At 68.3% G+C, this 20,496-nt stretch carries 14 protein-coding genes; 6 read left to right on the forward strand and 8 right to left on the reverse strand.

Translation table 11 applies throughout. The annotated features are described in order from the left end of the window. Positions 1-11: 11 nt before the first annotated feature. Positions 12-1,295: an outer membrane beta-barrel protein gene (locus ACP693_RS01145; protein WP_426016049.1), complete on the forward strand. Its 1,284-nt coding sequence runs from the start codon at positions 12-14 to the stop codon at positions 1,293-1,295. Between the two features lie 104 nt (positions 1,296-1,399). After that, entirely contained in the window at positions 1,400-3,559 is a 2,160-nt protein-coding gene (locus ACP693_RS01150; RefSeq protein WP_426016047.1) for a GumC family protein, read from the forward strand. Positions 3,560-3,595: 36 nt separating this feature from the next. On the opposite strand, the gene ACP693_RS01155 is transcribed toward ACP693_RS01150, so the two are convergent. Then, on the reverse strand, positions 3,596-4,435 hold the full coding sequence (locus tag ACP693_RS01155) for a hypothetical protein (protein ID WP_426016046.1): 840 nt from the start codon (positions 4,433-4,435) through the stop codon (positions 3,596-3,598). Between the two features lie 89 nt (positions 4,436-4,524). On the opposite strand from ACP693_RS01155, the gene ACP693_RS01160 reads away from it, so the two are divergent. The 4 genes from ACP693_RS01160 to ACP693_RS01175 all read left to right on the forward strand — a co-directional run bounded on the left by ACP693_RS01160 (position 4,525) and on the right by ACP693_RS01175 (position 11,776). Next, positions 4,525-5,934, forward strand: coding sequence for an SLC13 family permease (locus tag ACP693_RS01160; protein WP_426016044.1), 1,410 nt, complete (start codon positions 4,525-4,527; stop codon positions 5,932-5,934). Positions 5,935-6,090: 156 nt separating this feature from the next. After that, complete coding sequence (locus tag ACP693_RS01165; protein WP_426016042.1) at positions 6,091-7,491, forward strand: OprO/OprP family phosphate-selective porin; 1,401 nt, start codon at positions 6,091-6,093, stop codon at positions 7,489-7,491. Between the two features lie 65 nt (positions 7,492-7,556). Beyond that, positions 7,557-9,488, forward strand: coding sequence for a methyl-accepting chemotaxis protein (locus tag ACP693_RS01170; RefSeq protein WP_426016040.1), 1,932 nt, complete (start codon positions 7,557-7,559; stop codon positions 9,486-9,488). Between the two features lie 200 nt (positions 9,489-9,688). Then, positions 9,689-11,776 (forward strand): catalase, encoded by a 2,088-nt coding sequence (locus ACP693_RS01175; RefSeq protein WP_426016038.1) that lies wholly within the window; start codon positions 9,689-9,691, stop codon positions 11,774-11,776. Between the two features lie 75 nt (positions 11,777-11,851). On the opposite strand, the gene ACP693_RS01180 is transcribed toward ACP693_RS01175, so the two are convergent. Genes ACP693_RS01180 through kdpA form a run of 7 tightly spaced genes read right to left on the reverse strand, consistent with a single transcriptional unit; the run spans position 11,852 to position 20,491 of the window. Beyond that, positions 11,852-12,541 carry a response regulator gene (locus tag ACP693_RS01180; RefSeq protein WP_426016036.1) on the reverse strand — a complete coding sequence of 230 codons (690 nt, stop codon included), beginning with the start codon at positions 12,539-12,541 and terminating at the stop codon, positions 11,852-11,854. Next, positions 12,541-15,228 carry a DUF4118 domain-containing protein gene (locus ACP693_RS01185; protein ID WP_426016035.1) on the reverse strand — a complete coding sequence of 896 codons (2,688 nt, stop codon included), beginning with the start codon at positions 15,226-15,228 and terminating at the stop codon, positions 12,541-12,543. Before ACP693_RS01185 ends, ACP693_RS01180 begins: the two co-directional genes overlap by 1 nt. Further along, the gene (gene kdpC / locus ACP693_RS01190) at positions 15,229-15,807 is read right to left on the reverse strand and encodes a K(+)-transporting ATPase subunit C (protein WP_426016033.1); all 579 of its coding nucleotides are present in this window, start codon (positions 15,805-15,807) and stop codon (positions 15,229-15,231) included. A gap of 10 nt (positions 15,808-15,817) precedes the next feature. Further along, on the reverse strand, positions 15,818-16,549 hold the full coding sequence (locus ACP693_RS01195) for a TorF family putative porin (RefSeq protein ID WP_426016031.1): 732 nt from the start codon (positions 16,547-16,549) through the stop codon (positions 15,818-15,820). Next, on the reverse strand, positions 16,542-16,697 hold the full coding sequence (locus ACP693_RS01200) for a hypothetical protein (protein ID WP_426016029.1): 156 nt from the start codon (positions 16,695-16,697) through the stop codon (positions 16,542-16,544). The genes ACP693_RS01195 and ACP693_RS01200 overlap by 8 nt, the downstream gene beginning before the upstream one ends. Beyond that, entirely contained in the window at positions 16,697-18,763 is a 2,067-nt protein-coding gene (gene kdpB, locus ACP693_RS01205; protein WP_426016028.1) for a potassium-transporting ATPase subunit KdpB, read from the reverse strand. The genes ACP693_RS01200 and kdpB overlap by 1 nt, the downstream gene beginning before the upstream one ends. Before the next feature lie 18 nt (positions 18,764-18,781). Beyond that, on the reverse strand, positions 18,782-20,491 hold the full coding sequence (gene kdpA / locus ACP693_RS01210; RefSeq protein WP_426016026.1) for a potassium-transporting ATPase subunit KdpA: 1,710 nt from the start codon (positions 20,489-20,491) through the stop codon (positions 18,782-18,784). Positions 20,492-20,496 lie beyond the last annotated feature (5 nt).

Consider the following 20,496-nt stretch of genomic DNA (forward strand, 5'->3'; position numbering starts at 1 on the left):
GGCGGGGGCCGATGCGACGCGACATCCTTCCGGCCGCCGCCGCACTGGCTCTGTTCGGCGGGTCAGAAGCCTCGGCCCAGTCCGTCAGGACAGCCCAGGATCGCACGGTCGACCTGTTCGCCCGCGACCGCGCCATCGCCGTCCGCGACCGTCCGCAACCCGCCTATGACGCCCTGGGCATCCGCACCGGCGGCTTCACCGTCTTCCCACGGCTTGAGTTCGACATCGTCCATGACGACAATGTCTTCGCCGCCGACGACGACCGCCAAGCCGCCACGACCCTGCGACTGCGCCCCGAGATCGCCGCCAAATCCAACTGGTCCCGCCACGCACTCCAGGCCCAAGCCCGCACCCAGATCGACCGAAATCTCGACTTCGACAGCGAGAATACCATCGACTGGAATCTGGGCGGCGCCGGCCGCCTCGATGTCGTTCGCGGTTCCAGCATCACCTTCGCTGCCGACTACGCCCATGACCACGAGGTCCGCACCGCCGCCGGCGCCGATCCGACCGCGCGACGTCCCATCGCCTTCGACCTGGCCTCCGCCTCTCTCGGCGCCGAACGGGCCACGGGGCGTCTGCGCGTCTCGGCGCGCGCCGCCGTTCATCGCTACGACTATCGCGACGGTTTCAGCGACACCGGCGCCGTAATCGAACAGGACGACCGCGACCGCGCGGTCTTCACCCTGACCGGCCGCGCCGACTACGCCCTCTCGCCCACTACGGCGATTTTCCTGCAGATCACCAGCGACGACCGCGACTACGACCGCATCGCCGGCCGGCCCCTGCGGACCTCGTCGGGCCATCAGACCCTGGCGGGCGTGGATTTCGAACTGGGCGCCCTGATCCGGGGCGAGATCGCCGCCGGCTATATCCGCCAGGACTTCGAGGACGCGGCGTTCGGCGACCTGGACGGTTTCGGCGGCCGGGCGAAGCTGTCCTGGTTCCCTACGCAGCTGACGACTGTTACTGCGGCCGCAGCACGAACCGTCGAGGATACGGGCGTAATCGGCTCGGCCGGCGCCCTGCGCACCGACCTGTCGCTCAGCGTCGATCACGAGCTGCTGCGCAACCTGATCCTGACGGCACAGGCGACCTATGCCGATGACGCCTACAACGGTCTGGCCCGAACCGACACGCGCTTCGGGGCCGGGGTCAGCGCGGTCTACCGGATCAATCGCCGCTACGGCTTCACCGCCGGCTTGACATGGCTCGACCAGTCCTCGTCCGGCGCCGCCCAAGGCCCCAACTATCGAACCACGCGGTTCTACGTGGGCTCCACCGCCCGGTTCTAGGTCGAGCGAAGATTGACAACCTGAAGGCGCCGCCGCACCACTGACACGGACGATCACCGTTCGATGGCGCGATGACACAGACGAACGACCCTGCCCTCGGAACCATGCCTTCCGACGACGACATCGACCTCCAACGCTACGTCGCCGCCTTCCGCCGTCGCGCCGGCCTGTTCCTGGCGGTCGCGGTCGTCGTCTGCCTGATCGTTCTCGCCCTGATGCTAGGCCAGACGCCGGTCTATACCGCCACCGCCAACCTTCAGATCAACACCCGAAAGGAACAGGTGATCGCCGGCCCGGCGGTCCTGTCCGCCCTCGACGTCGAGGCCGCCATCGTCGACACCGAGGTCGAGGTGCTGAAGTCGCCCCAACTCGCGGCCGGCGTCGTGGACGCGCTGAACCTGACCCAGGATCCCGAGTTCAACGCCCGACTGCGCAAATCCACCTTCGCCGCCCTCGCCGACCGCATCGGCCGCGCCGCGATCCCCGACCGCGAGATCGAACGCCAACAGGTCATCGACGCCGTCAGCCGTCGCCTGACCGTGCGCCGCGTCGGCCTGACCTATTCGATGGCGGTCGGCTTCACCTCGGACAGCCCGACCAAGGCGGCCCGCATCGCCAACGCCTTCGCCGAACGCTACCTACAGTCCCAGCTGACGGCCAAGTTCGACGCCAACAGCCAGGCCAACGCCTTCCTCGGCGCCCGGCTGGAGGACCTGCGCCGCCAGGTCGAGGCCGCCGACGCCGCCGTCTCCCTCTACCGCATCGAAAACGGCCTGCTCAGCGCCCAGGGCGCGACCCTGACCGAGCAGGAAATCTCGGTCTACAATCAGCAACTGGCGTCCGCCCGCGCCCAGCAGGCCGAACAGGACGCGCGCCTGCGCACCGCCCGGTCCCAGATAGCGGCCGGATCGAACGGCGACGATGTCGGCGAGGCCCTGACCTCGCCCGTGGTGCAGAACCTGCGCGCCCAGCGCGCGGCGATCAGCACCCGCGTCGCCGACCTGTCCGTCCGCTACGGCCCCCTGCACCCCGACATGATCCGCGCCCGCCAGGAGCTGGCCGACATCGACGCCCAGATCCAGGCCGAGATCCGCCGCGTCGTCTCCAACCTGGATGCCCAGGCCCAGGTCGCCCAGCAGCGCGCCGCCTCGGTCCAGGCCAGCCTGAACGCCGCGCGCAGCGTCCTGGCCGACAACAACGCCGCCTCGGTCCGCCTGCGCGAACTGGAAGGCGAGGCCGAGGCTGCCCGAGCCATCTACCGCGCCTTCCTGGACCGCTATCGCGAAACCAGCGCCCAGACCGGCGTCGAACAGGCCGACGCCCGCATCGTCTCGCGCGCCACGCCGCCGACCTCGCAGAGCGCGCCGAACCTGATGCTCAGCCTCGCGCTGGGTCTGGTGCTGGGCGTCGGCGCAGGCGCGTTGGCCGTCATCGTCGCCAATACGATGCAGACCGGCCTCGGCGGTCCCGAAGACATCGAACGCAAGCTGGGCCTGCCCCCCATCGGCGCAATCCCGCTGGCCTCGTCCGTCGCCGCCCTGGAAGACTGCGACCTGCATCCCATCGACCTGGTGCTGCACCGACCGTTGTCGGTCTTCACCGAGGCGTTTCGCGCCCTGCGCACCTCGATCACCCCCATCGTCAGCGTCGTGGGCGAGCCGGCCGGCCGCGTCGTCGCCATCACCTCCGCCCTGCCCGGCGAGGGCAAGACCACCGCCGCCGTCTGCCTGGCCCGCGTCGCAGCCCGGTCGGGCGGCCGCATCCTGCTGATCGACGGCGACCCGCGTCGGCGCGGGGTCACGCGTATGCTGGGCCTGAATCCCGATGCGGGTCTGGCCGAGGTGCTGCACGGCGCGGCGTCCTGGCGGAACCTCCTGGTGCTGGACCCAGCCTCAGGCGCGCACGTCCTGCCGTTGTCGGGCGCCGGTTTGTCGGCAGACGACCTGTTCGCCGCCCCGCCCATGGACGCCCTGCTGGTCGAACTGCGTCAGGCGTTCGATCTGATCGTCATCGACACAGCGCCGGTGCTGGTCCTGGCCGACGCCCGCGTCCTGGCGGCCAAGGCCGACGCCGTCCTGCTGCTGGCCCGCTGGCGCAAAACCCCCGCCCGCGCCGTCGCCGCCGCAATCCGCATCCTGAACCAGTCCGGCGCTCGCACCCTGGGCGTTACCCTGACCCAGGTCGATGTCAGGGCACAGGCGAAACAAGACTATGGCCATGCCGGCTACGACTACCAGGCCTACCGCAAATACTACGCCGCCTGACGCTGGCCGAAGCCCGCTTGACGGCCGACCAGGCCCTCAGCCGTCGCGCCATTCGCTCAACATCTTGCCGTCGGCGTCTTCGAAGGCGACGCGATCCAGTTGGACGGCGCCGATGCAGATCGGCCGCTGATCCGGGCCAGACGCGCGGCAGCGGACGGCGCGACCGTCTGCGAAGGCGGCCATGCGGCCCTCCAGCACCAGTCGATACCCTTGGGCAGGCGCGACGGGCGGCTGGTCGCCCTCGCCCCGCACGGTGAACTCATAGGCGCGACCGTTGCGACGCCCGGTCCGCGAACCGCCCTCGTTGAAGACTGCCGCCAGCCCCATGGTCTGCGGCGACGCCTGACCCTGGGTCAGAGGATCGCCCTGCGCGGCCGGACACCCCTCGGCCCGCAACCAGGGACGCGCCAGCCAGAAGCCCTCGGCCGCTTCCCAGGTCTCGGCGTCATCGGCGATCAGGGCCGATTGCGACCAGTCGCCGGGCGCCAGGCTCAGTTTCAGGCTTTGATTGCGCTCGCCCCATGAGAGGGTCGGCAGACCGTCGTCGGGGGTTGTTTCAGCGGATGACAAGGCCGGACCGCCGCAGCCAAAGGCCTGGCGCACGACGAACCGTCGGCCCGCCAGGGACGCGCCCCCGACCTCATGTCCCGCCGCAAAGGCCGAGGCGGCGAGGTCCACAGCCTGAAGCAGGCTTGCGCGATCCAGGGTCGGTGAGGAGGCGACGGTGACCACAGGCGTCGGCGCCGCAACGGGTGCGGGCTGTGGCGCAGGCTCGGCCTCCTCGCGCTGGCAACCACCGAGAACGGGACCGAAAAGGAGAAGGGACGCCGCGAGCGCGACGACCGACGGGCGAGGCGACGCGATCGGTTCGAGCATGGAACCACTCTAGCACGCAGTTCGCTGTTTTGGGGGCGACCATCCGAAAAAGGTTGACGAGCGTGGCGGGGGGCGGTCTGCACGGGATCATGACATTCGATCAGATCGCTGCGCTTGCGGTGCTCATCGGCGTGGTCGGCGTGCTGATCCACGGCAAGGTTCGCGCCGACGTCGTCGCCCTGACCGGCGCCGCCGTGCTTCTGCTGCTGGGCGTCGTGCGCCCCGTCGAGGTGCAGGGCGCCTTCGCCAGTCCCGCCGTCATCGCCCTGGCCGGCCTGTTCGTCATCGCCTATGCGATCGAGTTGTCGGGCCTGCTGGGTCTGCTGATCCGCCAGGCGACCCAGCTGGCCGCCCGGATCGGCGCGAGGGGCATATGGATCGTCATCGGCCTGTGCGGCTCGGTCGGCGGCTTCCTGAACAATACGCCGGTGGTGGTGCTGGCGGCGCCGGTGATCCGGGATGTGGCTCAGTCGCTGAAACTGTCGCCCAAGCGTTTCCTGATGCCGCTCAGCCACGTCACCGTGCTGGGCGGTCTGCTGACCCTGATCGGCACCTCGACCAACCTTCTGGTCAACGACATGGCGCGCAACGCCGGTCAGCCCGTCTTCGGCCTGTTCGAGATCACGCCGGTGGGCCTGTTCATCGCCGTCGTCGGGGGCCTGTGGCTCTATTTCGTCGGCGCCCGGCAACTGGGCCGGTCAGTCGCCATGGACGAGGCGCAGGCCGCGCGCCTGGCCGAGATGGAAGAGACGCGCCGGCGCACCGAGGCGGAGGCCGCAGGGCGACGTAAACGCATCCTGCCCTTCGGCCTGCCGCGCCTGGGCGAGTCGCGCAATCAGTCCGACGGTTCAGGCGATGCGCACCTGGGCGACGTTGATCTGTATGGAGCGGCGGATCGACCCTTCCAGTTGCGACCGGCGATGATCTCGCTCGCCATCTTCGTCCTGGTGATCGCCTCGGCCGCGTTGGGCTGGGCGCCGATCGCCGCCTCGGCCTTCGCGGGCGCGGTGGGGCTGATCCTGTTGAGGGTCATCACGCCAGAAGAGGCCTATGCCGGCTTACGGCCCGAAATCCTGCTGCTTATCGCCGGCATGGTGGTCGTCGGCACGGCCATCGAGGTGACCGGCCTGGCCTCTGCGGGCGCGGATCGTCTCATCGGCGTGATCCGGCCCATGGGTCCGCTGGGCGCGCTGATCGTGCTGTACGGCGTGACCCTGTTCGCCACCGAACTCTTGTCCAACGCCACGGTCGCGGTGCTGATCACCCCCATCGCGGTGGCCCTGGCCGAGAGCCTGGGGGTCGATCCCCGGCCCTTCCTGGTTTGTGTGATGATGGCCGCCTCCGCCGCCTTCGCCACGCCGTTCGGCTATCAGACCAATGTGCTGGTCTTCAACATGGGCGGCTACAGCTACATGGACTTCGTGCGTGTAGGCCTGCCGCTGAACCTGGTCACCTGGGTGGCGGCCATGGTGGCGATCCCGATCTTCTTCCCGTTCTGATCGATGAGACCCGCGCCCCCAGGTAGAGGCGGTGAGTTCGCACCTGCGTGATCCCGGCGCGCTTGCAAACCTCTGGCGGCGCTGCTCCCAAGCTACGCAGTTTTCCGTATCGCGATTTGGGGGCTCCTTAACAATCGTCCTTTAGACGTGTTGTTCATGCACATTCACCGCACTTTCGCGGCGGGTGTCGGCCTTGCCGCGCTCGCCACCTCCGCCTTTGCCCAGTCGGCGCCGTCCGCCGACGAGATCGCCGCTCTGCGCGCTCAGGTGCAGGCCCTGTCCGCCCGCCTCGAACAGCTTGAGGCGCAGTCGCAGACTGCCGCTCAAGCCGGGCCCGTCGTCGCTGGAAGCCCGGCCGCCCTCACGGCATCTGCGCCGCGCTCGGTTCAAACCGCCGCCACCACGGCCTCGCCGGCTCCGGCGCCTGTCGATTGGGCCACGGGCCTGCCTGAACTGCGCAGCCCGGACGGCGGCTTCACCTTCAAGCCGCGCATCCGCGTCACGGCCGACCTGTCCAACACATTCGGCTCGGACTTCGACAACCGCAATCTGACCACGACCGAGCTGCGCGGCCTGCGCCTTGGCGGCCAAGGCAAGATCGCCGGCGGCTTCACCTACTGGATCGAAGCCGACCTCGCGGACAACGCCGTCAGCGTCGCCAACGCCTTCGTCGCCTATAACACCAAGATCGGCGGCCGCGACCTGGAGGTCTCGGCAGGCCAGCGCCTGAACGACCGCGGCGTCGAGGGCGGGACGGCGGAAGACGTGGTTCCCTTCCTGGAACGCAGCCTGATGGTCTCGACCATCGGCCCGGAACGCGGCGCCTATGGTGTCGGCGTGACCTCCAAACTGACCGGCAGCGTTTGGCACGCCTCGCTCTCGGTCACCGGCGACGCCATCAGCACCGGCACAGCCAATGACAGCGTCACCCTGATGGGCCGCACCCACTGGTCGCCGTTCAAGACCGACGCCGGCTTCCTACATCTCGGCGGCTGGGGCTTTGTCGAGGACCTGACGCCGAACGCGTCGATCGCCTCGCGCAGCCTGGTCCTCTCGTCGCGCGGCAATGATAATCTGCGCCTGTCGGGCGGAACGATCGCCGATCCCAAGGGCAGCAAGGGTCTGGGGCTGGAACTGGGCGGCGTGCATCGCTCGGGCTGGCTGATGGCCGAAGGCGGCAAGCGCGTGGTCGAGACCGCCGCGCGCGACTTCGATCAGGACGCCTACAGCCTCTCCGCCGGCTTCTTCATCACGGGCGAGAAACCGCCGCTTTCGCCCCGCACCGGAACCTGGGGCCGACCCAAGGTGCTGAACCCGCTGGGAACCGACGGCTACGGCGCGGTCGAGATCGTCGGCCGCTACGACACCGCCGACTACAGCGACAACCCGACCGGCGGCGAAGCCGACACCTGGTTGCTGGGCGTCAACTGGTACCCGACGAACAACACCCGCGTCTCCGCCCACTGGAGCGCCTGGTCGGTCGATAACCGCACCGGGACCTTCATCGGCGACGACAACGGCAACACCGCCACCGTCCGCGTCCAGACCGCCTTCTAGACTACATCTTGCCCGGAACGGTCCGCCGTTCCGGGCTTCCGCCCCAAAGCCGCCGAGATGACCGCATGAACCCGAAGAACATCCCGATGCAGCGGAAACTGGCGATCGCCTTCGCCCTTTTGCTGACTGTAGCGGCCGCCATGATCGGGGCGGTCTTCTTCCAATTGTCGGCGATGAAGACGGCGGCCGAACTGAACGCCGAAAGCAAGTCGATCATCGACCACACCCATGTGGCCGAGAAGGGTTTCATTCGCCTGAACTCGCAGATGCGCGGCGTGCTGCTGACCGGGAACGCCGACTATCTGGACGTTTACAAAAAGGGCTGGGAACAGTTCGAAGCCTCGGTGGCCGCTCTCGGCGCCGCCAACCTGACGCCCGAAGAGAAGGCGCTGGTCGAGAAGGCCCAGGCCGACGCCGCCGCCTGGCGCACCGAGTTCGGCACGCCGCTGACCGAGGCGGCGCTGGACCCTGCCCGTATCGAGGCCGCGCGCCGCGTCGTGATCGATTCCGGCGACAGGGTGCGCGTCACCCACATCACCAAGGCCATCACCGACCTTCGCGATATGGAAGTCGAGCGGATGAACGTGCGCGACGCCGAACAGGCGTCGGCGATCACCGCCTCCTTCATCGCCCTGGCGGTCGGGGGGCTGATCCTGGTCGCCGCCGCCGTCTTCCTGGGCGTGCAACTGTCCATCCTGATGGTCGCGCCCGTCCGCCGAATGACCGGGGCCATGTCGGTCATGGCCAACGGCAAGCTGGACGTCGCCATTCCCGACACCGACCGCAAGGACGAAGTCGGGGCCATGGCCCAGGCCATGCAGGTCTTCCGCGACAACGGCCTGCGCGCCGAGGCGCTGGAGACGGAAACGGAATCGATGCGTGACCAGTCCGAAGTCGAACGTCGCCGCCGTGAAGCCCTGGCGCAGCAGGAAGCCGCCGAGAACACCGTCGTCATCGAAAGCCTGGGCAAGGGCCTGTCGGCCTTGGCCGAAGGCGATCTGATCTACCGCATCGACGCCCCCTTCCCTGACCGCAGCGAGATTTTGAAAACCGACTTCAACCGCTCCATCTCCCGCCTGGAAGAGACCGTCACGGGCGTGCTGGGTTCGGTTCAGGGCATCGATTCCGGCGCCGGCGAGATCAGCCAGGCATCGGAGGACCTGTCGCGTCGCACCGAACAGCAGGCCGCCGCCCTGGAAGAAACCGCCGCCGCGCTCGACGAAATCACCGTCACGGTCAAGAAGACCGCCGAGGCCGCAAACCAGGCCGCCGATGTCACCAATGGCGCTCGCAAGAGCGCCGAGGCCTCCGGCGCAGTCGTCATGAACGCCGTCGAGGCCATGCAGAAGATCGAGGACGGCTCGCGACAGATCAGCCAGATCGTCGGCGTCATCGACGAGATCGCTTTCCAGACCAATCTGCTGGCCCTGAACGCCGGCGTCGAGGCGGCGCGGGCCGGAGAGTCGGGTCGCGGCTTCGCCGTCGTGGCCTCCGAGGTCCGCGCCCTGGCCCAACGTTCGGCCGAGGCCGCGAAAGAGATCAAGACCCTGATCTCCAAGTCCGGCTCCGAAGTCGAGAACGGCGTGCGCCTGGTCAGCCAGGCCGGTTCGGCCCTGCAGGCCATCGCCTCGCAGGTCGACGACATCAGCGCCCTGGTCGTCGAGATCGCCGCCTCCGCCAAGGAACAGGCGACCGGCCTTCAGGAGATCAATGTCGCCGTGAACCAGATGGATCAGGTGACCCAGCAGAACGCCGCCATGGTCGAACAAGCCACCGCCGCCAGCACCGCCCTGCGTCAGGAAACCGCCGAACTGTCATCCGAGGTCGCCTTCTTCCAGGTCTCCGCTGGAAAAGGCGCCGCGCGCCATGCGCCCGCCGCGGCGTCAAGCCGCAGCATGACGCGCCCCTCGCCTCGCATCGAACAGCGCGTGATCAAGGTCGCCGGCGGCCGGGACATCGCGGTCGGCGCGAACAGCGATGGCTGGGAAGAGTTCTGACACGGTGAGCGCCGCGACTTAGCCGCTGCTGCCAGAGGTGAAACCGATCACGCTAACACTGACGGTCAGAAGGCTTGAGTGACATCTCTCTGCGGCATTGATCGTTATGAACGATGCCGCGCAGAACCATCGACCCTGAGGGACGTTACGGTCACGATGCGCGCCGCGCTTTGTGGACGCCGTCGCCCCAAGGTTTCCAGATGGCCAAGACCCCCACCCCCGCCGGTGCGTCCCCGCTCGGCAACGCCGGCGAGCTTCACCAGACCGCCGCCACGCCGCAGACCCGCATCACCACCAATCACGGCGTGCCGATCAGCGACAACCAGAACTCCTTGAAGGCCGGGCCGCGCGGCTCGACCCTGCTGGAGGACTTCATCCTTCGCGAGAAGATCCAGCATTTCGACCATGAGCGGATCCCCGAACGGATTGTTCACGCTCGCGGGTCGGCCGCCCACGGCTTCTTCGAACTGACCGACAGCCTGTCGGAGTTCACCACCGCCAAGATCCTGACCGAGGTCGGCAAGAAGACCGAACTGTTCACGCGCTTCTCGACTGTCGCCGGCGGCGCGGGGTCGGTGGACACGCCGCGCGACGTGCGCGGCTTTGCGGTCAAATTCTATACGACCGAGGGCAACTGGGACCTGGTTGGCAACAACATCCCCGTCTTCTTCATCCAGGACGCGATCAAGTTCCCGGACCTGATCCATTCGGTGAAGATGGAGGCGGACAAGGGCTATCCCCAGGCGGCCAGCGCGCACGACACCTTCTGGGACTTCATCGGCCTGATGCCCGAGAGCATGCATATGGTCATGTGGGCCATGTCGGATCGCGGCATCCCGCGCAGCCTGCGCATGATGGAAGGCTTCGGCGTCAACACCTTCCGACTGCTGAACGCAGAGGGCGTCGCCACCCTGGTCAAGTTCCACTGGCGGCCAAAGCTGGGCACGCAATCCACCTGCTGGGACGAGGCGGTCAAGATCGCTGGCGCCGACCCCGACTATCACCGCCGCGACCTGTATGAAGCCATCGACCAGGGCGACTTCCCCGAATGGGAGTTCGGCGTGCAACTGTTTACCCAGGAACAGGCCGACGCCCTGCCGTTCGACATTCTGGACGCCACCAAACTGGTGCCGGAGGAGGACTATCCGATCCGCGTGATCGGCCGCATGGTCCTGGACCGTAACCCCGACAACTTCTTCGCCGAGACCGAACAGGTGGCCTTCCTGCCGACCAATATCGTGCCGGGCATCGACTTCTCGGAAGATCCGCTGCTGCAGGGCCGGCTGTTCTCCTATCAGGACACCCAGCTGTCGCGCCTGGGCACGGTCAACTTCCACCAGATCCCAATCAACCAGGCCAAGGGCTGCCCCTTCCAGAACTTCCAGCGCGATGGCCATATGCAGATGGCCGTGCCGAAGGGCCGCGCCAACTATGAACCCAACAGCCTGGCCGAGGCGGGCGAGGACGGCGGCCCGCGCGAAGATCCCAAGGGCGGCTTCCGCACCGCGCCCGTTCCGGTCGAGGTCGAAAAGGTCCGGCTGCGCGCAGAGACCTTCGCCGACCACTACAGCCAGGCGCGGCTGTTCTTCCGCTCGCAGACCGAAATCGAACAGGCCCATTTGGCAAGCGCCATCGTGTTCGAACTGTCCAAGGTGTCTCTGGCCCACGTCCGCGAGCGCGTTCTGGCCAATCTGCAGAACGTCGATGAAACCCTGGCCCAGCGTGTCGCCGACGGCCTGAACCTGCCCCTGCCCAAGGCGTCGGAACCGGCCGTCGCCCCCATCGATCTGGACGCCTCACCTGCGCTTCGTATCGTCGGCAAATATCCCGACACCCTGAAGGGCCGAAAGGTCGCCATCCTGGTCGCCGACGGCTCTGACGGCGCGGTCATCGAATCCGTGCGTGCGACGGTCGAAGGCGACGGCGGTTCGGTCTTCATCGTCGCCCCCAAGATCGGCGGCGCAAAGCTGAAAGGCGGCAAGACCCTGGTCGCCGACGGTCAGCTGGCCGGCAGCCCTTCGGTCCTGTTCGACGCGGTCGCCATCGTCCTGTCCGAGGAAGGTTGCGCCCAGTTGATGAAGGAAGGCGCCGCGGTCGACTTCGCCAAGGACGCCTTCGGTCACCTCAAGGCCGTCGGCTACACCCCCGAGGCCCAGCCCCTGCTGGACAAGGCGGGCGTCGAGCCGGACGCAGGCGTGATCGACCTGTCCAAGGACGCCGAGGCCTTTCTGGCCCCCGCCCGCACCCGCCAGTGGGATCGTGAGCCCAAGGTGCGCATGTTGGCCTGATGAGTTGCACATCCTGACCCGGACGCCTGTTTCATGACGGAGTCTGGGTCAGACTGAATGCAGTCTTGGGTGAACTCAGCTTATTAGCCGGTAACCCACGCCCGGTTCTGTCACGAGCAGAGCGGGCTGTGCGGGGTCTGCCTCCAGCTTGTGCCGCAACTGGCCCACGACCACACGCAGATACTGGACGTCGTCGGCATGGCCGGCGCCCCAGACGGTCTTGAGCAGATCGACGTGGCCCAGCACCTTGCCGGCGTTGCGCGCCAGATAGGCCAGCACGTCGTACTCCTTGGGCCTCAGCTTCACGCGCTCGCCGGCGCGGGTGACGATGCGGCGATCCAGGTCGATCACGACATCGCCCGCCGTGACCACACCGCCCGCCACCGGCGTCAGCGCGCCCTGACGCAGACCCGCGCGGATGCGGGCCAGCAGCTCGCCGACGCCGAACGGCTTTTCCACATAGTCGTTGGCGCCCAGGTCCAGGGCCGTGATCTTCTCGGCCTCTCGGTCGCGCGCCGACAGGACGATGATCGGTCCCTGATAGAAGTCCCGCGCCCGCGTCAGGACGTCCTTGCCGTCCATGTCGGGCAGACCCAGGTCCAGCACCACCGCGTCGGGGCTCCATAGGGCGATGGCGCGCAGGCCCTCCTGACCGCTGTCTGCGCGGCGCGGTTCATAGCCGGCGGCGTCCAGGGCGGGGGCCAGGAAGCGGTGGATCTGGGGCTCGTCGTCGATGACCAGAACCTGGGGGCGAACGGCGGACATCACAGCAGATCCGGGTGGGTGGCGATGGACTTGGGCAGGCTGATCAGGATGCGGGTGCCAAGCTTGCCGCCGTCCGGTCCGTCGTGGATCGGGCTGGCGGCGGCGATACGGCCGCGCATGGCCTCGACGAAACCCTTGGCGATGGCCAGGCCCAGGCCGGCGCCTTTTGCGCGGTCGGTGGATTCCTCCATGCGGCGGAACTTGTCGAACACGCGCTCCAGCTCGGCGGCGGGAATGCCGCGCCCCTCGTCCTCGATGGAGATGACGACGGCGCCGCGATCCTCATAGGCCGCCAGTTCGATGGTGGTGCCGTCGGGGCTGTAGGCGATGGCGTTTTCCAAGATATTGACCACCGCCTGTTCCAGCAGGCCCGGATCGGCCTCGACCATGCTGAGCTGGGCCGGAAAGTCGCGCGTGATGCGGCGCTGGCCCAGGCGGCGCGACACCCGGTCGGCGGCGGCGTTCAGGATGTCGCGCACATCGCTCCAGTCGGTGCGGACGTTCAGCCCCCCGCCCTCCAACCGGGTCATGTCCAGCAGGTCGCCGACATAGCGCGACAGGCGTTCGGCCTCCTCGCGGATGCTGAGCAGCAGGTCGTCGCGGACCTCGGGCTTCAGGGTCGCGCCATAGTCGATCAGGGTCGTCGCCGAGCCCAGGACGGTGGACAGGGGCGTGCGCAGATCGTGGCTGACCGAGTTCATCAGGGCGGCGCGGAAACGGTCGGCGCGACGCAGGGTCTCGGTCTCCAGCGCCTGCCCCGCCAGGTCGGCCCGCTCCAGCGCCACCGCGCCCTGGTCCAGCAGGGCCATGGCCAGGCGTTCCTCGTCCGAGCCCGCCGCCACGGCCGAGGCGTCGATGCCCGCTACGCCGGCCCGCCCGCGCACGCCCTGCAAAGGCTGAAACCGCCAATGGGTCTGCGGCAGGGTGCCGGTGCCGTGTCCCGTGACCTCGCCATGGGTCCAGGCCCAGCGGGCGGCGGCCATGGCGTCGGGCGCCAGCGTCAGGCCGTCGGGACTGGCGGCGGTCAGGGTCAAATCGTCGTCCTCGGGCAGCAGGACGACCGCACCGGCCCCGGCGGCGGCCGAGGCCTGTTCGGCCAGGGTGCGGGCCGTGGTCGCGCGATCCTGGCCCGCCGACAGGGTCTGGCTGGCGGCCAGAAGGGCCGAGACGGCGGCGGCGCGACGCTGGGCCGCTCTGGCCTGTTCGCGCACCCTCCCCGCCAGGGCGCCGGTCCCCAGGGCCACGGCCCAGAAGAGGATCAGGGTCAGCACGTCCGTCGGCGAACCGATCAGGAAGCTGTAGAGCGGCTGAAGGAACAGGAAGTTGTAGGTCAGGAAGGCCAGGGTCGCCGCCGCCAGCGCAGGCCGCAAGCCGTTCAAAACCCCCGCCGCCACCACCGCCGCCAGATAGATGACGCCCAGATCGACCCGCTCGAACCGCGTGTCCAGCAACAGGGCGACGCCGGTCGCGGCCACGACGAAGCCCGCGCCGGTCGTATAGGCGCGCCATTCCAGCGCCGCTCGTGGACCGGGCTTGAGCGCAGGTTCGGGCGCCGTCAGATCGCCTTCGGTCACGACGTGGACGGCCACGCCCTGGGCCTTGCGCAACAGTTCGGTCGCCAGCGCCCGACCGGTCCATTCGGCGAACCGCCCGCCGCGCGTCTTGCCGATGACGATCTGGGTGACGTTGTTACGGTGGGCATGGTCCAGCACGGCGCGCACCACGTCGTCGCCGCTGATCGTCACCGGCCGCCCGCCCAACTGCTCGGCCAGCTTGAAGGCCTCGGACAGGCGGCCCGCCGAGCGGGCGTCGGCGCGCGATCCGCTGGGCCGTTCGACATGAGCGACCGACCAGGGGGCGTCCATCATCATGTCCGACATCCGCCGCCCGGTGCGCACCAGCGAGGCGGTCATGGCGTCGCCGCCGACCAGGACCAGGATCCGCTCGTTCGCCGCCCATGGCCCCGCCACGCCGCGCTCGCGCAGATGCGACAGCAACTGATCGTCCACCGTCTGGGCCGCGCGGCGCAGGGCCAGTTCGCGAAGCGCCGTCAGGTTCTCGATCTTGAAGAAGTTCTCGGACGCGACCCGCGCCGTCTCGGGCACATAGACCTTGCCCTCGGCCAGACGCGCCCGCAGGTCCTCGGGCGTGATGTCTACGACCTCGATGTCGTCGGCGCCGGTCAAGGCGCTGTCGGGCACGGCCTCCCTCTGGCGCACGCCTGTGATGCGCAGGACGACGTCGGACAGGCTCTCCAGATGCTGGATGTTCAGCGTCGTCCAGACGTCGATGCCTGCATCGCGCAGTTCCTCCACGTCCTGCCACCGTTTCGGATGGCGCGACCCCGGCGCATTGGAGTGGGCGTATTCATCGACCAGCAGCAGTTCGGGTCGCCGCGCCAGGGCGCCGTCGAGGTCGAACTCCATCAGGGCGCGGTCGCGGTGGTCGATGGGGGCGCGCGGCATGACGTCCAGGCCGCGCAGCAGGCTCATCGTCTCCTTGCGGCCGTGGGTCTCGACCACGCCGACGACGACATCCAGCCCCTCGGCCTTTCGCCGACGCGCGGCGCGCAGCATCTCATAGGTCTTGCCCACGCCGGGCGACATGCCCAGAAACACCTTCAGCCGCCCGCGCTTGCGGCGCGGAACGGCTGAAGTCGCGGGCGTTTCGGCCTCGATCTCGGGCAATCAGCCCTCCGCGCCGAAGCGGGCGTCCAGCGCGCGATTGGTCATCAGGACATTGACATGCGGCTGGCCGATGAAGCCGAGGAAGGCTCCCTCGGTCCGCGCGTCGATGATGCTCTGGACCTGCTGCACGGGAACGCCTCTGGCGCGGGCGATCCGCGCGGCCTGAAGCCGAGCGTAGGCCGGAGACACGTCCGGGTCGAGGCCCGAACCCGAGGTCGTCACCGCATCGGCGGGGATGACGCCCGGACCGTCCTCGGCGCGAATGGCCTGGGCGGTTTCGGCGACCCGCATCGTCAGGTCCGGATTCAGCGGCCCCAGGTTCAAGCCGGACGAGGCGGCGGCGTCATAGCCGTCGCCCGCCGCCGAGGGGCGCGGATGCAGATAGGTCGCGCCCGCGAACGGCTGACCGATCAACGAGGAACCGACCACCTGACCGCCGGCGTCGCGCACCAGACTGCCGTTGGCCTGATCCGGGAAGGCGACCTGGGCCACGCCGGTGACGGCCAGCGGATAGGCCAGCCCCAGCAGCAGGGTGAACAGGGCCGTCATGACGAGGGCCGGGCGAAGTTGATTGACCATGGTCGTCGCCTCAGAAGCTGGCCTTCAGCGTCGCCACGGCGCGCGCGCCGTAGATGTCGCCGAAGTCGTGTTGATCGGTGTCGTGATAACGGACGTCCAAAGCCAGATTGCTGGTCAGCTGATAGGCCGCGCCCAGGTTCCAGGTGGTGTAGTCCAGGTCCGACGAGACCCACTGACGCCCGACGGCGCCCGAGAGGGTCCATTTGTCGGCCGGGCTGACGGCGCCGTTGATTTCGGCATAGGTCGCCTCGTCCTCGGATGCGCCGAAGAAGTCGGGCGAATAATAGACCGCCGCGCCCAAGGTCGCGGGACCAACGGCGCGCGAGGCAGCGGCTTTCAGCTCGACATAGTCATAGTCCGCGCCGTCCGGCTGACCGGCGTAGAGGTAGCCGATCACGCCGAAGTCCAGGGCATAGCCGGCGACCTCGGGCCGATAGCCGGCGTAGAGGTCGACCTCGGCGTCGGTGTCGTCGCCGAAATCGACGTTGGAGGCCCAGCCGCCGGCGTAGAAGCCGTTGCTGGTCAGGTCGACGCCGGCCGAGATCGCCGGGTTTTCCTGGGTCTGGCTGACGCCGCGGAAGACGTAATCAGAAGTCAGGGCGACGTTGCCCGAGATATGGGGCGCCGAGACGTCCTGCGCCTTGGCTTCGCTGCACAGGCCCAGGCCGGCGATGCCGATGATACAGGCGGCGGCGAACCAGGCGTCGTTACGGCCCGAGGCCTTGGAGAGGGGTTTACGCATTGGGATTCTCATTCTGAACAGGATGGATGGCTCTGAGGTTCGAACCGTTGCGCTGGTCGGTTTCCCGCATCGTCGCGACGCCCCACAGGGCCGCAATGACCAGCACTGCGAGGACGAGTTGAAGGATGCGGGAAACCTCCTGGCGCATCAGGCCAGGCCCAGGCCGGAGATGACGAGGTCGATCAGCTTGATGCCGACGAACGGGGCGATCAGGCCGCCCAGGCCGTAGATCAGAAGGTTGCGACCCAGGAGGGCGCCCGCGCCGATGGCCCGGTATTTGACGCCCTTCAGCGCCAGGGGGATCAGGGCGACGATGACCAGGGCGTTGAAGATGACCGCCGACAGAATGGCGCTCTCGGGGCTGTGCAGCCGCATAACGTTCAGCGCGCCCAGCGACGGCAGGGCGACCACGAACATCGCCGGGATGATGGCGAAATACTTGGCCACGTCGTTGGCGACAGAGAAGGTGGTCAGGGCGCCGCGCGTGATCAACAGTTGCTTGCCGACCTCGACGATCTCGATGACCTTGGTCGGGTCGCTGTCGAGATCGACCATATTGCCGGCCTCGCGGGCGGCCTGGGCCCCGGTCTGCATGGCCACGCCGACGTCGGCCTGAGCCAGGGCGGGCGCGTCGTTGGCGCCGTCGCCGCACATGGCCACCAGACGGCCCTTGGCTTGTTCGGCCTTGATCAGCCGCATCTTGTCCTCGGGCGTCGCCTCGGCGAGGTAGTCGTCGACCCCGGCTTCCGAAGCGATGGCGGCGGCCGTCACCGGATTGTCGCCGGTGATCATGACGGTGCGCAGCCCCATCCGCCGCAGGTCGGCGAAGCGCGCCTTTACGCCCGGTTTGACCACGTCCTTCAGGTGGATGACGCCCACCAGCACGCCGTTCTGGGTGATGGCCAGGGGCGTGCCGCCCGAGCGGGCGATCCGGTCCACGGACTGACGGAACTCTGCCGGGGCGGAACCGTCGCTCAGGCCCAGATCCTTCAGCACCGCATCGACGGCGCCCTTGCGCCAGCTGTCCTTGCCGACGTCCAGGCCCGACTGGCGGGTGACGGCGGTGAAGGGAATGGCGACGGCGCCGGCCGGCTGTTCCCCCGAGACGCCCGCGTTGCGGCCCAGTTCGACGATGGAGCGGCCCTCTGGCGTCTCGTCGGCCAGGGACGCCATGACGGCGGCGGCCAGGGCGGCTTCCGGACGCACGCCCGGAACCGGAACTACCTCGGTCGCCATGCGGTTGCCGAAGGTGATGGTGCCGGTCTTGTCGAGCAGCAGGGTGTCGACGTCGCCGGCCGCCTCCACCGCACGGCCCGAGGTGGCCAGCACATTGACCTTCAGCAAGCGGTCCATGCCGGCGATGCCGACGGCGGACAAAAGGCCCCCGATCGTGGTCGGGATCAGGGTGATGAACAGGGCGCCCAGCACCAGCGGATCGATACGGACGCCCGAATAGGCGCCCAGACCGACCAGGGTCACGACCGCGATCAGGAAGATCAGGGTCAGGCCGGCCAGCAGCACGGCCAGGGCCAGTTCGTTCGGCGTCTTGCGCCGGTCCGCGCCCTCAACCATGGCGATCATACGGTCGAGGAAGGTCGAGCCGGGCTTGGCGGTGATGCGGACCTTGATCCAGTCGGAGACGACGGTGGTGCCGCCGGTCACGGCCGATCGGTCGCCGCCGCTTTCGCGGATCACCGGGGCGCTCTCGCCGGTGATGGCGGCCTCGTTGACCGAGGCCACGCCCTCGATGATCTCGCCGTCCGAGGCGATCACGTCGCCGGCCTCGACCAGGATGATCGACCCGACCTCAAGCTCGGAGGCGTTGGTCGGGACCACCGTGCCGGTCTTGGGATCGACGATCAGCTTGGCCTTTGTCGTGACGCGGGTGGCGCGAAGGCTGTCGGCGGCCGCCTTGCCCCGCCCTTCGGCGATGCTTTCGGCGACGTTGGCGAACAGGACCGTGGCCCACAGCCATACGGCCAGTTGCACCGCAAAGCCCGCCGACTGACCGCCCGCGATGGCCGCCGCCGCCGAGATCGTGGACAGAAGCGCCACGATCCAGGTGGTGAAGATGACCGGGTTCTTGATCAGTTTGACGGGGTTCAGCTTGACGAAGGCGTCGCCCACGGCCCGGCCGATCATCTGTCCCGATAGCCCGCCCGCGAGGGGCGACGAACGGCCGCCCTCGCGTGGATCCAATGTAAGTTGTGTCATGTCAGGATGTCCGAAGGATCAGGCGCCGGCGACCGCCGCGAGCACCTGGAAGTGCTCGACGATCGGTCCCAGGGCGAGGGCGGGCAGGAACTGCAGGCCCCCGAGGATGAGGATCACGCCGATCAGCAGGCCGATGAACAGGCCGTTGTCGGTGGGCAGGGTGCCGGTGGAGGGCGCCAGCTTGGGCTTGACCACTAGGCTGCCGGCGATGGCCAGCACCGCGACGGCCGGAACGAACCGCCCGAACAGCATCCCCAGCCCCAGGGTCGTGTTCCACCAGGGGGCATTGGCGGTCAGGCCCGCAAAGGCCGAACCGTTGTTCGCCGCCGCCGAGGTGTAGGCGTATAGGATCTCGGACAACCCATGCGGCCCCTTGTTCAGCAGGCCCGCCAGCGCCGTCGGGAAAACGGCGGAGATCGCCGAGAAACCCAGCACCGAAAGCGGCAGGATCAGAACCGCGATCATGGCGAACTGAATCTCGCGCGCCTCGATCTTCTTGCCCAGATATTCCGGGGTGCGACCGACCATCAGGCCGGCGACGAAGACCGACAGCAGGGCCATCACCACCATTATGGCGATCCCCGAACCGATCCCGCCCGGCAGGATCTCGCCCAACTGCATCAGGAACATCTGCAAGGCGCCGCCCAGCGGCATATAGCTGGCGTGCATCGAGTTGACCGAACCGTTCGAGGCGCCGGTCGTGACGACGGACCAGACGGTGGAGGCCGGTGCGCCGAAGCGGACCTCCTTGCCCTCCATGTTCACCGACGCGTCCACCTGGACTGCGACAAGGGCCGGGGCCGGCTGGGTCTCGATCACATACATAGCCGCGCTTGAGACGGTCAGGATGATCAGGGCCGCCGCAGCCAGGGCCTTGATGTCGCGTCCCGCCAGGGCCGTGCGGCCGAAGGCGAAGAAGGCGGCCCAGCCCATGACGTTGATCGCCACGGCGCTCAGCAGGTTGGTGATGGCGTTCGGGTTCTCGAACGGATGGGCGCCGTTGACGTTGAAGACGCCGCCGCCATTGATACCCAACTGCTTGATCGCCACCTGGCTGGCCGCCGGGAACAGCGGCAGGGTCTGCGACCCGCCCTCGACGCCGGTCGCATGGACGTTGGCCGCCAGGCTCTGGACGATGCCGAGGCCGGACAGGGCCACGGCCAGGATCAGGGCGGCGGGCAGCAGCACATAAAGGGTGGTGCGCGTCAGGTCGGCCCAGAAATTGCCGACGCCCTCGCCCCGATTGGCGACGAAGGCCCGCGCCAGGGCGGCCGCGATGGTCGCGCCGGTGGCCGCCGATAAGAAGTTCTGCACCGTCAGACCGACCATCTGGCTGAAGGTCGACATCGTCGTCTCCCCACCATAGCTCTGCCAGTTGGTGTTGGTGACGAAGCTGACGGCGGTGTTGAAGGCCAGGTGCGGCGAGACGCCCGCGAAACCTTGCGGGTTCATCGGCAGAACGCCCTGCAGACGCAGTATCCCGTACAGCAGCACAAAGCCCGCCAGGTTGAAGGCCAGCAGGGCGCCGGAATAGCCCAGCCAGCCCTGGCTGCGCTTCGGATCGACGCCCGCCGCGCCATAGAAGACGGCCTCCACCGGCCTCAGCACCGGATCCAGCCAGGTCCGCTCGCCGTTCCAGACGCGCGACATATAAACGCCGATGGGCCAGCCGAGCATGACGGCCAGCCCAAGAGTCAGGGCGATCTCGCCCCATCCTTGAATGTTCATGATTT

It is taken from the genome of Brevundimonas sp. TWP1-3 (assembly GCF_049896085.1).
In the GTDB taxonomy this organism is placed as follows: domain Bacteria; phylum Pseudomonadota; class Alphaproteobacteria; order Caulobacterales; family Caulobacteraceae; genus Brevundimonas.

What these genes read in the sequence shown, in the direction of transcription:
- ACP693_RS01160 (WP_426016044.1), top strand. Translation starts at nt 4,525, where the DNA reads ATGACATTCGATCAGATCGCTGCGCTTGCGGTGCTCATCGGCGTGGTC.
- ACP693_RS01200 (WP_426016029.1), bottom strand. Translation starts at nt 16,697, where the DNA reads ATGCGCCAGGAGGTTTCCCGCATCCTTCAACTCGTCCTCGCAGTGCTG.
- ACP693_RS01165 (WP_426016042.1), top strand. Translation starts at nt 6,091, where the DNA reads ATGCACATTCACCGCACTTTCGCGGCGGGTGTCGGCCTTGCCGCGCTC.
- kdpC (WP_426016033.1), bottom strand. Translation starts at nt 15,807, where the DNA reads ATGGTCAATCAACTTCGCCCGGCCCTCGTCATGACGGCCCTGTTCACC.
- kdpA (WP_426016026.1), bottom strand. Translation starts at nt 20,491, where the DNA reads ATGAACATTCAAGGATGGGGCGAGATCGCCCTGACTCTTGGGCTGGCC.
- ACP693_RS01155 (WP_426016046.1), bottom strand. Translation starts at nt 4,435, where the DNA reads ATGCTCGAACCGATCGCGTCGCCTCGCCCGTCGGTCGTCGCGCTCGCG.
- ACP693_RS01145 (WP_426016049.1), top strand. Translation starts at nt 12, where the DNA reads ATGCGACGCGACATCCTTCCGGCCGCCGCCGCACTGGCTCTGTTCGGC.
- ACP693_RS01175 (WP_426016038.1), top strand. Translation starts at nt 9,689, where the DNA reads ATGGCCAAGACCCCCACCCCCGCCGGTGCGTCCCCGCTCGGCAACGCC.
- ACP693_RS01180 (WP_426016036.1), bottom strand. Translation starts at nt 12,541, where the DNA reads ATGTCCGCCGTTCGCCCCCAGGTTCTGGTCATCGACGACGAGCCCCAG.
- kdpB (WP_426016028.1), bottom strand. Translation starts at nt 18,763, where the DNA reads ATGACACAACTTACATTGGATCCACGCGAGGGCGGCCGTTCGTCGCCC.
- ACP693_RS01150 (WP_426016047.1), top strand. Translation starts at nt 1,400, where the DNA reads ATGCCTTCCGACGACGACATCGACCTCCAACGCTACGTCGCCGCCTTC.
- ACP693_RS01195 (WP_426016031.1), bottom strand. Translation starts at nt 16,549, where the DNA reads ATGCGTAAACCCCTCTCCAAGGCCTCGGGCCGTAACGACGCCTGGTTC.
- ACP693_RS01170 (WP_426016040.1), top strand. Translation starts at nt 7,557, where the DNA reads ATGAACCCGAAGAACATCCCGATGCAGCGGAAACTGGCGATCGCCTTC.